The following is a 14441-nucleotide window of genomic DNA, read 5'->3' as shown; positions in this document are numbered from 1 at the left end:
GCTGCACCTGCCCTGCCTTCCCCCATAACCAATACAACGAGTTTCTATCCATGTCTTCCGGCGGATTCCACGTACACGGCCCCCACGACCACGCGGTCGAACATGCCACCCACGGCCACGATGCCGCGCACCACGGCGCGGACCATGGCGGCGGCTCATCCACCAACAAGATTGCCATGTTCACGGCCATCGTGGCGACGGTGGGCGCCATCTTTGCCTACATGGGCGGCGCCACGCAGGCCAATGCGGGCCTGATGAAGAACGACGCAGCCATCAAGAAGACCGAGGCCTCCAACCAGTGGAATTACTTCCAGTCCAAAAGCACCAAACAAAGCCTGGCCGAGCTGGCGCGTGACCTGACCCCGGCCGAGACCGAAAAGGCCAAGTACCAGGGCAAGGTCGACCGTTACGAAAAGGAAAAGAACGAGATCAAGGCCGTGGCCGAGAAGCTCGAAGCCGACGCTCACGCCTTCGACCAGCAAAGCGAAGCCCAGATGCACCAGCACCACCGCTGGGCCCAGGCCACCACCGCGCTGCAGGTGGCGATTGCCCTGGCCGCCATTGCGCTGCTGACCAAGAAGAAGTGGCTGGAATACGGCATGTACGGCGTGGCCGCCGTGGGCCTGGGTGTGGGCGCGCTGGCGTTCCTGCACATCTGATCCCCTCCCCACTCACCGAGCGAGCCCCATGCCCCTGCACCTCATCTACGCCCGCGCGGCCAACGGCGTCATCGGCAAGGACAACCGCCTGCCCTGGCACATCCCCGAGGACATGGCTCACTTCAAGCAGCTGACGCAGGGCTGCCCGGTGGTCATGGGCCGCAAGACCTGGGACTCGCTGCCCCCGCGCTTTCGCCCCCTGCCCGGCCGCACCAACATCGTGGTGACGCGCCAGGCCGACTGGCAGGCCGAGGGTGCCCACCGCGCTGGCAGCCTGGCCGAGGCCCTGGCGCTGTGCGACGTGGGCAAGACCGTGTGGATCATCGGTGGCGCGCAGATCTATGCCGAGGCCCTGCCCCTGGCGGACTGCGTGGAGGTGACGGAGATTGCGCAAGACTTTGACGGCGATGCCTATGCCCCCGTGCTGGGCCCAGAATGGGTAGAAACTGCCCGCGAGCACCACGTCAGCACCAACGGACTGCCGTTCAGCTTTGTGACCCGTGTGCGCCGCAGCTGACCCCGCAGCCCCTTCCCTTATTTACTCATATTTTGATAGCTGACAGCGCATGATCCACTAGCGCTACCGGCCAAATACCATGCAAATTGCCACCTGGAACGTGAACTCCCTGTCGGTGCGCCTGCCCCAGGTGCTGGCCTGGCTGGCCGCCAACCCGGTCGACGCCCTGTGCCTGCAGGAGCTCAAGCTCACCGACGACAAGTTTCCGCACGACGCGCTGAAAGAGGCGGGCTACGAAGCCGTTGCCTTCGGCCAGAAGACCTACAACGGCGTGGCCATCCTGAGCCGCCACCCGTTGCGCGACGTGGTGCGCAACATCCCTGACTTTGGCGACGAGCAGGCCCGCGTCATTGCCGCCACGCTGGACACGCCCGCAGGCCCGCTGCGCCTACTCAACGGCTACTTCGTCAACGGCCAGGAGCCGGGCTCGGAAAAGTTTGCCTACAAAATGCGCTGGCTGCAGGCCCTGCAGGACATGGTGCGCGCCGAGATGGCGGCCCACCCGCGCCTGGTGCTGGTGGGCGACTTCAATGTGGCGCCTGAAGACCGCGACTCGTACGACCCCGAAGGCCTGCGCGAAACCATCCACCACACGACCGAAGAGCGCAACCACTTCCAGGCGCTGCTGGCGCTGGGGTTGACCGATGCCTTCCGCATGTTCGACCAGCCTGAGAAGAGCTACTCGTGGTGGGACTACCGCATGCTGGGCTTCCAGAAAAACCGGGGCCTGCGCATCGATCACATCCTGGTGAGCGAAGCGCTCAAGCCCACAGTGACGGCCTGTGTGGTGGACCGCGCCCCACGCAAGAACCCGCAGCCGAGCGACCACGCGCCGGTGGTGGTCACGATGAGCGCCTGATACACACCCCGGGGCACAAGGGCTCCCATGTGGCGACGCCCGTACGTGGCATGAAAAAAGGCTGCCAGAGGTTTGCTCTGGCAGCCTTTTTCAATGCGTGAGCCCACTGGCCAAACACCTGCCCCTCCAAGGCGCCAGTGGGCAGGCGGGGCCACCGTCCGCGCTTATGGACGGGTGGAGAACCCGTTGCGCAACGCACGCACCTCGTCGTGGTTGCGCTGGGCGCCCTGCGCTTGGCGCTCGACCAATGCGCGTACATCGGCGGGCAGCGTCGCCTTCAGCGCCTTGCGGTAGCGGGCCACGGCGGCATCTTCGCCACGCTCGCATTCTTCCAGCACCGCCTTGTCGTCCTGCGTGGACAGCGCCGTCTTCACCGACACCCAGCCCCGGTGCAGCGCACCGGCCACGGTGCCACCTTGCGCAGGCTCGCCATTCAGGCGGCGGATCTCATGCTCCAGCTCCATCGCCGCAGCGGCACATTCGCGCGAGTGGCGCTGGAAGATGCCTTTGAGCTGGCCCGAATCGGCATGCTCGGCGCAGGCATGGAAGCCATACTCGCCATCGCGTGCCGACTCCAGCAAGTCGTTGAGCACGTCCACCACGTCCTCGGTGTCAATCACGTCCATCGCGCGGTCGTTGGCGTGCGCACGGCGGCTCGCTGCGCGGTCCCACGCAGCTTGCGTTGCAGGGCGTACATCGGTCCAGGCCAGGCCGTCACTGCCATGGCGCGCGCGCCAGTCGTCCGCCAAGCGGGGCTCGATGGCGTCAAAGCTGCCCTCGTAACGCCCCACCGACGACCAACCCAACTCATACGCGGGGCGGTATTGGTCGTAGGTGCGGCCACCCACATAGTAGGGTTCGCGGTGGTAGGTATCGCGCCAGTAGGCGTCTTCCTCGGTGGGGTTGACCCCCTCGGCGGCGGCCTTGCCGGCCAAGCCGCCAGCCACCGCACCCGCCACGCCACCAATGGCGGCGCCGACCGGGCCACCAAAAGCACCTGCAGCGGCTCCGGCCGCGGCGCCACCCAGGGCGGCACCGACACCCGTTCCGACGGGGTGAGCACCTGGCTCGTTGGTCAAAGGGTCACGGTTGGCATCGTTGAAATCCGACATAGAAACATCTCCGGTTGGTTGACAGTGACTTCATTGTTGAAGCCACCTCCGGAGTGCCGGGTCGGCCCAGGGAGGGCCTGCATGTAGGACACGGCCCGCCGCGCGGCGACTGGCCGGTCGCCCGATAGGGCCAAAATTGAAAGCCGCTCCCGGGTGCAGGAGCGGCCTTGGATTGCTATATTTTCAATAGCTATTAGTGCATATTTAACGGCCACTTTGGGCCATTTTTATGCACTTTATGCTTCATCCGGTGCGTCCAGCCCCAGCTCCTGGATCTTGCGGGTGATGGTGTTGCGCCCGATGCCCAGGCGTTGCGCGGCCTCCATGCGGCGCCCGTGGGTGGCCACCAGGGCCGTACGGATCAGGCGCGACTCAAAGCGCCGCGTGAGGGCGTCCCATACCTCGGGCTGGCCCCCAGCGAGCAGTTTTTGCGCTTCGGTTTCCAGGGCCTGCTCCCAACTGTGGGCCGTAGCCACGGGGGCTCCAACAGCGTCGGCCGACCAGGACGGAACGGCAGCAGGCGCAGACACCGGTACAGGAGCAGACACCGGCGCTGCGGGGTGCAGACCCCCCACCAACTCGGGTGCTGGCTGCGCTACCGGCGCAACGGATGCCAGCGGGGCCACCGGCATGGATGTCACCGTGGCCGCAGCGGGCTCAGCGCCCGCCGTTGCGCGCACGGGCGGCTGGTACACCGGGGCTTCCAGTACCTCGGGCGGCAAGTCCTGCAGCGAGATCACCTGCGCGGGCGCCATCACCGTGAGCCAGTGGCAGATGTTCTCCAGCTGGCGCACGTTGCCAGGGAAGGCAAACTGCTCCAGCCGCGCAAGCGCCGAGTCTGCAATGCGCTTGGGCTCCACGCCCAGCTGCCGCGCGCTCTGCTGCAAGAAGTGGCGCGTGAGCATGGGTACGTCCTCGTGCCGCTCGCGCAGCGCGGGCAAGCGCAGGCGGATCACGTTGAGGCGGTGGAACAAGTCCTCGCGAAAACCCCCTTCCTTGACCCGGTGCTCCAGGTTCTGGTGGGTGGCAGCGATCACGCGAACATGGGCTTTGACGGCCGCGTGGCCACCCACGCGGTAGAACTGCCCATCGGACAACACGCGCAACAGGCGCGTCTGCAGGTCAAACGGCATGTCGCCGATTTCGTCGAGGAACAGCGTGCCGCCCTCGGCCTGCTCGAAGCGGCCGCGCCGCTGCGTCTGCGCGCCGGTGAAGGCGCCGCGCTCGTGGCCGAAGAGTTCGCTCTCCAGCAGGTCCTTGGGAATAGCGGCGGTGTTGATGGCCACAAAGGGGCCGTCTGCCACGGGCGAGTGCTTGTGCAGCGCACGCGCCACCAGCTCCTTGCCCGAGCCCGACTCGCCGGTGATGAGCACCGTGACCTGGCTTTGCGACAGCCGCCCAATGGCGCGGAACACGTCCTGCATGGCGGGCGCCTGGCCCAGCATCTCGGGGGTCGCGGTCTGGCGCTCTTCGGTGACTTCTTCGCGCTGGCTTTCTTCGACCGCGCGGCGGATCAGCTCCACCGCCTTGGGCAGGTCAAACGGCTTGGGCAGGTATTCGAACGCGCCGCGCTGAAAGGCCGACACCGCACTGTCGAGGTCGGAGTACGCCGTCATGATGATGACGGGCAGGCCGGGCTGCAGTTCGCGCACCTTCTCCAGCAGTTGCAAGCCCGAGCCCCCGGGCATGCGGATGTCGCTCACCAGGACCTGGGGGCCCTGGCGGGCGGGGTCGCCCGCAGTGACATCGGCCAGTGCGTCCAGCACTTCGCGCGGGTGCGTGAAGCTGCGGGTGGGCAGATTCTCGCGGGCCAGCGCCTTTTCCAGGACGAAGCGGATCGAGGGGTCGTCATCTACTATCCAGATCGGCTTCATATATTTTTCTTACCTTCCCTGTGGTTGCGTGTCAGGGACCGTCGTGCGCTTCAAGGCAGCGGGATCAGGATGCGGAAGTCGGTGCGACCCGGTACGCTGTCGCATTCGATCAACCCGTGGTGTCGCTGCACGAAGGTTTGCGCCAACGTCAGCCCCAGCCCTGATCCGCCGTCCCGACCCGACACCAAGGGGTAAAAAATCCGCTCCTTGATGGCATCGGGTACGCCCGGTCCGTTGTCGATGACATGCAATTCCAGTGCCAGCCGGTAGCGTTGCCGGCCGAACGTGACCTGGCGGGCCACACGCGTGCGTAGTGTGATCACGGCATCCCCCTTGGCGATGCGCTCTGACAGCGCCTGGGCCCCGTTTTGCACAATGTTCAGCACCGCCTGAATGAGCTGCGCACGATCCCCCCGGAACTCGGGGATGGAGGTGTCGTAGTCGCGCTGCACCTTGAGGCCCTGCGGGTATTCGACCAACACCAGCGAACGCACACGCTCGCACACCTCATGGATGTTCACATCGCCCACCAGATGCGGGTGGCGATGCGGCGCAAGCAGCCGGTCCACCAGGCTTTGCAGGCGGTCGGCCTCGTGGATGATGACCTGGGTGTATTCAGTGAGCTCGCGGTTGTCGAGCTCCATCTCCAGCAGTTGCGCGGCGCCCCGGATGCCGCCCAGCGGGTTCTTGATCTCGTGGGCCAGGTTGCGGATCAGCTCCTTGTTGGCCTGGGCCTGGTCGCGCAGGCGCTCTTCGCGGTCCTGGCGGGCCTGCTGCTCCAGCGGCCAAAGCTCCACCAATATTTCGCCCACCTGCTCGGCATCGGCCACGTTGACATGCACGGGCACCGGGTCCTGGTGCAGGCGCTTCAGGCTGGCCTCGTAGCGCAGTGCAGCGAAGTCCTTGCCCCGGGCGCCCGCCAGGGCGGTCTGCAGCAGCGCAGGGTCGGTGAAGAAGGTGGAGAAGTCCGCCCCCTCCAGGGTGCGGCGCGACAGGCCGAGCGTGTTCTCCAAAGCGGCGTTGGCAAACTGCACGGCGCCATCGTCAGCACGCAGCACGGCCACCAGGGTGGACATCAGGTCCAGGGAATGGAAACGCCCGGTGTCAGTGCCGGGCAATTCGGGGGAGGAAGGGGCACTCACACGCTATCGCCGTCGTCAGTTGGTGGGCGCCGCAGGCGCTGGCAGGCGGGCAATCTCGCGCTTGATGCCTGCGATGTCGCTCTCGCTGCGGGCCACACTGGCCTTGAGCTCGGCCGTGCGTTCGGTGTAGCGCTGGGGATTGCGCAGGTCCAGCGCATTGCGCTCGGGGGCGCCGTTGTTGTATTCCTTGAGCAGCTCGGCATGGCGTGCTTCGGCCTTGCGCAGCTCGGACTCCAGGATGGCGCGCGCATCCGAATCGCGGGACTTCTGCTCGTTGTTGCTGACGCGGGGTGCGTTGGCGGGCGAGGTCGCAGACGAAGAGGCTGCTGCACCACTGCCACCGGCGGCGGCTGCGGCAGACGCCGGGCGGGTGCCCTGCACCACCGTGACGTTGCCGCCCTCGACCAGCTTGCAGCCACGCTCCTTGGCCTGCTGCGCGTTGTTGGTGTATTCGTTGCCGCAGCGGTAGATGCGGTCTTGCGCCAGGGCCACGGGGACGGAGCCGGCGATGAGAAGCAGGGTGATGAGCGTTTTTTTCATTCGGTTTCCTCGCACGGACATGCAGGGGTCGGGGGAGTATCCCCCAATCACCCTACATCTCCAATCCAACAAAGGCAGACCCTTGGAAGGCTGTGTATACGGATGCAACACCTGGCACCTTGGTTCCGCCGCACGCATTCGACGCCAGCGCCATCTTCGCCCGCCCATGAAAAAAGGCGGCTTGCGCCGCCTTTTCTTGAGCAATGGTCTGCAGGCAGACGATTACAGCGAGTAGTACATGTCGTACTCGACAGGATGCACGGCCATGCGGAAGCGGGTCACTTCGTTCATCTTCAGATCGATGTAGGCGTCGATCATGCTGTCGGTGAACACACCACCCTTGGTCAGGAACGCTCGGTCCTTGTCCAGGTGCTCCAGGGCCTGGTCCAGGCTGTGGCACACGGTAGGCACCAGCTTGTCTTCTTCTGGAGGCAGGTGGTACAGGTCCTTCGTGGCGGCTTCGCCAGGATGGATCTTGTTTTCCACGCCGTCCAGACCCGCCATCAGCAGGGCGGCAAAGCCCAGGTAGGGGTTCATCAGTGGATCGGGGAAGCGGGCTTCCACGCGACGGCCCTTCGGGTTGGCCACGTAAGGAATGCGGATCGAGGCCGAGCGGTTCTTGGCCGAGTAGGCCAGCTTCACCGGGGCTTCGAAGTGAGGCACCAGGCGCTTGTAGCTGTTGGTGCCTGGGTTGGTGATGGCGTTCAGGGCACGGGCGTGCTTGATGATGCCGCCGATGTAGTACAGCGCGAAGTCCGACAGACCGGCATAGCCGTCGCCAGCGAACAGGTTCTTGCCGTCCTTCCAGACGGACTGGTGCACGTGCATGCCGGAGCCGTTGTCGCCGTGGTAGGGCTTGGGCATGAACGTGGCGGTCTTGCCGTAGGCATTGGCCACGTTGTGGATCACGTACTTTTGCAGGATGGTCCAGTCAGCGCGCTCCACCAGGGTGCTGAAACGGGTGCCGATTTCATTCTGGCCAGCGCCCGCCACTTCGTGGTGGAACACTTCGACCGGGATGCCCAGGGATTCGAGGATCAGGGACATCTCGGCGCGCATGTCTTGCGTGCTGTCGACGGGGGGCACGGGGAAGTAGCCGCCCTTGACGGTGGGACGGTGACCACGGTTGCCACCTTCGAGCTTGGCGCCAGTGTTCCAGGGAGCTTCGTACTCTTCGATTTCGTAGAAGGTGTGGTTGGGCTCGGTGCTCCAACGCACGCCGTCGAAGATGAAGAATTCTGGCTCGGGACCGAAGTAGGCGGTGTCGCCCAGGCCGGAGGCCTTCAGGTAGGCTTCAGCGCGCTTTGCGATGGAGCGGGGGTCGCGGTCGTAGGCCTTGCCGTCGGTGGGCTCGATCACGTCGCAGGTCAGGATCAGCGTCGTTTCTTCGAAGAAAGGATCGATGTTGGCCGTGCTCGGATCGGGGATCAGCTGCATGTCGGAGGCTTCGATGCCCTTCCAACCGGCAATCGACGAACCATCAAAGGCATGGCCCGAAGTGAACTTGTCTTCGTCGAAGTGAGAGACGGGCACCGTGGTGTGCTGTTGTTTGCCACGGGTATCGGTGAAACGGAAGTCAACGAACTTGACTTCGTTCTCCTTCACCATCTTCATCACGTCTGCAACGGTCTTGGCCATCAGGTTCTCCTGGATAAAGCGCTTGTTGAAAAAAGAGTTTGCGAGATAAAAGCAGTTTGCGTGCCAGCCGAGTGCAGCGCCGCACTATGAAGGAGCGCTACCCGCGACAGGTCGGCATGGCAGGTGCCCAAAAGCACCAACACGGTGCAATTCATTCATCGAATCTGAACTTCACAGATTGCGCACCAATTCGGGGCCGCAATTTGCACCAAATTTGTGCAATCCAGTTTTCAATGCCTGCCATGCCGCAGGCACCGAGGACGCGGGGCCTTTGACGCCCAGTTCGATGTGCCGCCCGTATTGTGGATGATCTACGCTGGGCAAACTGAACACCCGCACATCCGGGTGCGATTTTTCAATCTGCTCCATGAGGGGGGTCAACGCCGCCTCCATGGCGCCATAAACCACCACCGACTGCTCGGTCTGTGGCGCACGGTTGAAATGGGCCGCGTAGCGCTGTTCCAGCACCCACTCGATCATGGGCCAGGCCATGACAGGAAAGCCCGGGACGAAGTGCACAGCCCCACCCCCTGCCCCTTCGCAGCTGAAGCCAGGAATCTTGTTGTAGGGATTGGGAATGATGCGCGCACCCACCGGGAACATGCCCATGTTGAGACGGTGCACGTTGTCAGACCGGTCGGGCTCATAGGGCACGCCCTGTTCGCGCGCCACGTCCTGCATGCGCTCACGGATCAGGGCCTCGGCCTCGGGGTGCAGGGCCAGCTCCTTGCCCAGGGCACGCGCAGCACATTGCCGCGTGTGATCGTCGGGTGTCGCGCCGATGCCGCCGCACGAGAACACCACATCGGCCGAAGCAAACGCCCGCTGCAACGTGGCAGTGATGCGGTCCGGGTTGTCGCCCACGTAGTCGGCGTAGGCCAGAGAAAGGCCACGCGCCGACAGAAGCTCAATCACCTTGGGCATGTGCTTGTCGGCCCGCTTGCCTGAAAGGATCTCGTCGCCCACGATGATGAGGCCAAAGGTAGGGGTCATGGTGTCTTGTCTCCTGGCAGGGGAATGGCGGGGGATGGCAGCGCAGGCGCGGGCTCTGCCGCCGTATCCAAGGGCGTAGCTTCTGCGGGATGCGGCATTGCATCGGCCACCGGGGAGAACGCCGTCTTCGGCGCCATTGCGGTCCGCTCGGCCCGCAAGCGCTGCAGCGCGGCCAGCCCATAGTGCGTGAACCACAGCGACGAAAATGCGAACACCAGGGTGTAGATCCAGATCGCCAAGGGCACCAGCACAAAAAAAGCAGCCGCAAACACCACCCCCGACGCCCACACAATGCTGGGCGCAGCGCCCAGATAACCCGTCACAACCCCAATGCCCAGCAGGCTGCTGCGATGGCGACGGAATATCTCCTGGCGCTCTTCCTTGCTGGCATGATCGGCCAACGCATCAAACACCATCACCCGGTAGGTCAGCCACCCCCAGATCAGGGGCGGCAGGATGAGCACCAGCGGCGGCACCAGCCAGAGGGGGACAGACACTGCCAGCGCCACCAGCGCCAGCACCGTGGACCCTATCGACCAGGCCACACTCGCAATGAAGGACCCGCCCTTCTTGCGCTCCAGATCGGGAAAGCGCCGCGCGGCGACCAAGGCCACCAATGTGGGGGTCATGAGCACTGCCACCGCAAGCAGCGATACCACCACCAGTACCGGCGCCACGGCCAGCACCACCATCAGCGGCGCCATCACGGCAGTCACGTCACCCAAACCCCAGCCCTGAAGCCAGCTCCAGACGCTGGCCAGCAGCGTGGACGCATCCAGCAAAGCGCGCATCCCCTGCACTGCTGCATCCCAATAGAAATGGCCCAGGCCCAGCGCCAAGGCGACCATCAACAGCAAGGGCAGCAGCGACAGCGCAATCACGCGGGGCCGCAGGCAGTAGGCGGCGGCACGCCAGAAAGAATCAAGCAGAAGTCCCATGGCGGGAAGCATACAGGGAGCGCCTGCCGGGCTGCTCAGGCCTTGCCCAGCAACCGCAGTACGCCCCGCCATTGCTGGGACCAGAACCCACTGCCGTAGTCGCGCAAGCGGCCATCGGCACCTGGCTCGACCTGGTCGCGCACACCGGTGGGGTCAAAACGCTTCTCGAAGTTGGCCGTGCCCATCAACATGTCCCACCAGGGCAGGAGCACCCCAAAGTTGTGACCACCGAGCACCACACGCGGCGGCGCGGATGGCATGCCTCCAGCAGCGTCAGCCGGTGGCTTGACCGTTTCATGGCCAATGCCGATGCTGTGATGCCGCCGGTGAAAGCGGGGGCTGATCCAGAGCCGCTCTCCCACCTGGCCGAACCACAGTCGCACGTTGGCATGCTGAAAGCTCTCGCTGAGCTGCGCGATGGCCACGATGGCAATGAACTGCCCGGGCGCCACGCCAATCAGCTGCGCCACCGTCACCAGAATCACATCGCGCAGCAGGTCGTCGAGCAGGTGGTTGCGGTTGTCGCTCCACATCGTCATCTGCCGCTGCGCATGGTGCAGCGAATGCAGGCGCCACCACCACTCAAAATGGTGCTGACCCCGGTGGATCCAGTAGTCCACAAAATCGAACACCACCAGATACATCAGCAGACTGACCCAGGGTATGTCCGTCACGCCCGGCCAGACGCCGTCGAGCTGGAAGGTACTGACACCGGCCACGCGCAGGGTTCCAAACATCGAGTCCGCCAGCGCATCGACCGTGAAAAACAGCACCAGTCGGAACAGACCCAACCGGTGGATCAAGGTGTACAGGATGTCGGTGCGAATGGTGGCCCTGTCGGTGATGGGCTCCACCGGCCACAAGCGCTGCAAGGGACCAATGACGGCCACGATGACCACCAACTGCAGCAACCCCACCAGCAGCCAGCCCGAGGCCTCGTAGCCGCTTTCCAGCAGACTGGCCAGCCCGGTGGTGAACATCAGCGGCTGCAGCACGCTCTCAAAAAGCCATTGCTGCAGACTGTCAAATACACTGCCTAGCCATCCCATCTTGTTGCGCTCCCTGGCACCCTGTTATTCAGTTAAAAGCCTCAGCGCTGCACTGCAACGGCGAGCGTTACGGAAACCGTCGTGGCTGCCCATGCTAGCGAACGTGGGCCACAGCAGCCGCATAGTCGGGATGATCGCGCAGCGTGCGAAAGCAAAAGCCCCGCTGCTTCAGCCCCTCGATCAAAGGCTCGAGTACAGCCGGCGCCCACGCGTCCTTGCGCGACCAGATCCCCAGATGCGCTAGCAGGATGTCGCCACTGCGCACATCGCGCAGCGCCTTGTTCAGCAGCATCGCGTTGCTGGCTGTTTCACTGGGCAGCTCATCCCCCAGGAATCCTGCTGGGGACCAACCCACATGCGCGTAGCCGCACTTCCGTGCGCTGGAAATCAGCTGCGCAGAGGTCCTGCCGCCCGGTGCTCGGAACAGGGGCAAAGGTGTCTTGCCCGTAATGGCCTTCAAGCGATCAGAGGCGCGGGTGATTTCTTCGCAGTATTCAGACGCCGACATCTCAAAGCTCTGGCCCTCGCGCACGCCCGCCGAAGGGCGAACCCGAAAGGCCGGATGCTGGACAGTACCCGCGTCGGCGCGCCAGTAGGTGTGGTTCCAAGTGTGGGAGGCAAACTCGTGCCCTTCTGCAGCACGTGCACGCCACCATGGCGCCCAGTGGTCTCCCAGGCTTCCATCCCCTTCTTTGGTGCGCTCGTTCGCTGCAAAGAAGGTCACCTGAACCTGCTGACGCTTCAGTACCTGAGCCACCAGAGGCGCGACCTCCATATGGCCGGTATCAAATGTCAGGTACAGGGGCTTTTTGCAGTCATTTTGCGCAGTAGCGCCAGTGAAACATACGCAGCTAGCTATTAATACAATAGCATTCCTGAGCGTAGCCCTTGCGGTCTGATGAGCGCGAACCGACATACCCTTCGCCCGCCTGTGACACGCTCAACGCGGCGCGTGCTGCAGAGTCCATACGCCGTGGGGTGACTTGCCCACATTGACTTGGCGCACCACCTTCTTCGCTTGTGTGTCCACCACCGAGAGCTTCCGTGCCCAGCGCGAGCTGACGTAGATGTAACGGCCATCTGCCGAAACATCCATGCAGTCGGGTCCGCCGGGGACTGGGTAGGATTCGACGATCTGCAGGGTGCCCATGTCGATCTTGCTGATGGAGTTGGCGACGCGGTTACTGACGTACAAATGCCGCCCATCACCCGCGGCCCTGAAGGCATGCGCCCCATTGCCTGTCTTGATCCGCTTGATGCTGGCCGCGTCACGCCCGGAGATATCAAACACTTCTACGCTGTCCCCGCCCGTCAGGCCCACAAACAGGTGCTTGCCATCCGGGCTGCCATACACATCGGCGGGCATGGGGCCGGTTTTGACGCGCCATTTGATGGTCTGGGTGGCGATGTCAATGGCCACCAGCTCATCACTGTCCTGCATGGTTGAATAGACCGTGGCGCTGCGACTGTCGATCCACAAATGGCTAGGCGTGCGCGAAGTAGCCACCCGCTGCACCAGCGTCAAGTCCTTGCCATCCCATCGGTAAAAATCCACATGGTTCAGGCGATTGGCCGCCGTGATGAACCACTTCATGTCGGGACTGAAGCGCAGGTGGTAGGGGTCCACAATGCCACGCACCGTACGCTGCACCTCGGCAGTACGGGGGTCCACAAAAGTCAGCGTGTCGCCCAGCGCGTTGGCCACGATGATCGACTTCTCATCGGGCGTCAGATAAAGGTGATGTGGCTCTTTGCCCGTGGGGATGCGGGCGGTTTCGGTCCAGGTCACAGGGTCAATGACGCTGACATTGGCCTCCAGCGAATTAAGCACAAAAAGAGGCGGAGCGCCCGCCGCCAAGCCAGCGACGCAATACCACCAGCCACCAAGGGCTACAACGCAGGTGCGAGCAATCGAGAAAATCTTCACAAAACCACTTTCAATACAGCTTTGGAGTGTAGCGCTGCGCCCGACCAGGCCTTGCGCGACAACACGTAACATCAGGGTGATAGTTCACTCTTTGATCAATGTCATATCCGCACTTGCGCAGCCGAAGATGTACTGGTCCAACCAAGGAATGCTGCCTGTCCGTGTCGTACGCCCTATCACAGGGTCTCTAGTCAAGCCGTCGGCGGTAAGAAGCATGTTGCCTTCACTTGGCTTGCAACATCCCATGCCCATGATCGTTGCCAGGGCATGTTCAATCGTTGCTATTCAAGAGCGCAAGATCTGCTGCATTCAGCCATCGCCACTGCCCGGGCGCCAGATCGGCAGGCAAATCCATGCCTCCAATGCGAGAGCGGTGAAGCCCCTCCACCCGATTGCCGACCGCGGCAATCATCCGTTTGACCTGGTGGTACTTGCCCTCGGTCAAAGTCATGTCCAACCGGTGAGAGTCCACACTGACGCAGTGTGCCGCACGAACCGGCTTGGGGTCATCATCCAGCACGACCCCTGACAACAACTTTGAGATCTGCGCGTCGTCCACCGGGTGTTTCGTCGTGACCTGGTAGACCTTGGGCACATGCTTCTTGGGCGAGCTCAAGCGGTGAATGAACTGCCCGTCGTCACTGAGGAGCAGCATGCCCGTCGTGTCCTGATCAAGCCGCCCCACAGCCTGCACTCCCTGTACGGCACTCTTTGTGGGCCGCTGACGCAGCGGCGGAGGCAACAAGGTGTAGATGCTGGGGTAGGTGGACGGTTTCTGGGAGCATTCCGTCCCGGCAGGCTTGTGAAGCAGCACGTACGCCTTGGCCTGAAAAGGCCAATCCACACCTTGCACGCGCAACTGCAGCCCTTCTGGCTCGAAGTCAGCCGTAGCATCGGTACAAAGAACGAGCTCAGACGAAGTCGATGACGCTACGCCCACCAAAACCCATCCTTGCTGGATCAGGCCCGCACAGACACGACGCGTACCGAAGCCTTGAGAATACAGAATATCTTGTAGTTGCATGGTGAATGTTCGCATCAGGGCGCGCGGGTCGGTGTCTTATTGTGACTTTCCAAAGCAAAAAACCCCAGTCCTTTAGAGACTGGGGTTTTCTGGGCTGTAAGAGCCTGACGATGACCTACTTTCACACGGGAACCCGCACTATCATCGACGGGAACCCGCACTATCATCG

The 14441-nt window shown here is 63.4% G+C and carries 14 protein-coding genes; 3 read left to right on the top strand and 11 right to left on the bottom strand.

Going from position 1 to position 14441, the window contains the following annotated elements; translation table 11 throughout:
* Positions 1 to 50: 50 nt before the first annotated feature.
* The 3 genes from ASD94_RS01730 to xth all read left to right on the top strand — a co-directional run bounded on the left by ASD94_RS01730 (position 51) and on the right by xth (position 2035).
* Positions 51 to 659: a DUF4337 domain-containing protein gene (locus ASD94_RS01730; RefSeq protein WP_056637728.1), complete on the top strand. Its 609-nt coding sequence runs from the start codon at positions 51 to 53 to the stop codon at positions 657 to 659.
* A 28-nt stretch (positions 660 to 687) separates the two neighbouring features.
* Complete coding sequence (locus ASD94_RS01725; RefSeq protein ID WP_056637725.1) at positions 688 to 1176, top strand: dihydrofolate reductase; 489 nt, start codon at positions 688 to 690, stop codon at positions 1174 to 1176.
* Positions 1177 to 1255: 79 nt separating this feature from the next.
* Positions 1256 to 2035, top strand: coding sequence for an exodeoxyribonuclease III (gene xth, locus ASD94_RS01720; protein WP_056637722.1), 780 nt, complete (start codon positions 1256 to 1258; stop codon positions 2033 to 2035).
* A 164-nt stretch (positions 2036 to 2199) separates the two neighbouring features.
* Here xth and ASD94_RS01715 read toward each other — a convergent pair whose 3' ends face one another.
* The 11 genes from ASD94_RS01715 to ASD94_RS01665 form a co-directional block, all read right to left on the bottom strand.
* Positions 2200 to 3147 (bottom strand): PA2169 family four-helix-bundle protein, encoded by a 948-nt coding sequence (locus ASD94_RS01715; RefSeq protein ID WP_056637719.1) that lies wholly within the window; start codon positions 3145 to 3147, stop codon positions 2200 to 2202.
* A 236-nt stretch (positions 3148 to 3383) separates the two neighbouring features.
* A complete protein-coding gene (gene ntrC, locus ASD94_RS01710) occupies positions 3384 to 5021 on the bottom strand; it encodes a nitrogen regulation protein NR(I) (protein WP_056637716.1) in 1638 nt (545 codons plus the stop codon).
* A gap of 50 nt (positions 5022 to 5071) precedes the next feature.
* Entirely contained in the window at positions 5072 to 6097 is a 1026-nt protein-coding gene (gene glnL, locus ASD94_RS01705) for a nitrogen regulation protein NR(II) (protein WP_056637712.1), read from the bottom strand.
* Between the two features lie 81 nt (positions 6098 to 6178).
* Positions 6179 to 6703 carry a hypothetical protein gene (locus tag ASD94_RS01700; protein WP_056637707.1) on the bottom strand — a complete coding sequence of 175 codons (525 nt, stop codon included), beginning with the start codon at positions 6701 to 6703 and terminating at the stop codon, positions 6179 to 6181.
* 222 nt (positions 6704 to 6925) lie between these two features.
* Positions 6926 to 8341: a type I glutamate--ammonia ligase gene (glnA, locus tag ASD94_RS01695; protein ID WP_056637704.1), complete on the bottom strand. Its 1416-nt coding sequence runs from the start codon at positions 8339 to 8341 to the stop codon at positions 6926 to 6928.
* 171 nt (positions 8342 to 8512) lie between these two features.
* Positions 8513 to 9334: a molybdopterin-binding protein gene (locus ASD94_RS01690; protein WP_056637701.1), complete on the bottom strand. Its 822-nt coding sequence runs from the start codon at positions 9332 to 9334 to the stop codon at positions 8513 to 8515.
* Entirely contained in the window at positions 9331 to 10272 is a 942-nt protein-coding gene (locus ASD94_RS01685; protein ID WP_082576719.1) for an EI24 domain-containing protein, read from the bottom strand. The genes ASD94_RS01690 and ASD94_RS01685 overlap by 4 nt, the downstream gene beginning before the upstream one ends.
* 35 nt (positions 10273 to 10307) lie before the next feature.
* A complete protein-coding gene (locus ASD94_RS01680; protein ID WP_056637695.1) occupies positions 10308 to 11321 on the bottom strand; it encodes a sterol desaturase family protein in 1014 nt (337 codons plus the stop codon).
* A gap of 94 nt (positions 11322 to 11415) precedes the next feature.
* Positions 11416 to 12237: a polysaccharide deacetylase family protein gene (locus ASD94_RS01675; protein WP_082576713.1), complete on the bottom strand. Its 822-nt coding sequence runs from the start codon at positions 12235 to 12237 to the stop codon at positions 11416 to 11418.
* Positions 12238 to 12261: 24 nt separating this feature from the next.
* Positions 12262 to 13248: a YncE family protein gene (locus tag ASD94_RS01670; RefSeq protein WP_056637691.1), complete on the bottom strand. Its 987-nt coding sequence runs from the start codon at positions 13246 to 13248 to the stop codon at positions 12262 to 12264.
* A 271-nt stretch (positions 13249 to 13519) separates the two neighbouring features.
* Entirely contained in the window at positions 13520 to 14272 is a 753-nt protein-coding gene (locus ASD94_RS01665; RefSeq protein WP_056638065.1) for a 16S rRNA pseudouridine(516) synthase, read from the bottom strand.
* Between the last annotated feature and the right edge of the window lie 169 nt (positions 14273 to 14441).

The sequence above is a fragment of the Acidovorax sp. Root70 genome (assembly GCF_001428225.1).
Taxonomy (GTDB): Bacteria; Pseudomonadota; Gammaproteobacteria; order Burkholderiales; family Burkholderiaceae_C; genus Acidovorax.
Note: the sequence above shows the minus strand (reverse complement) of the source record. Positions and strands in the feature narration are given on the sequence as shown.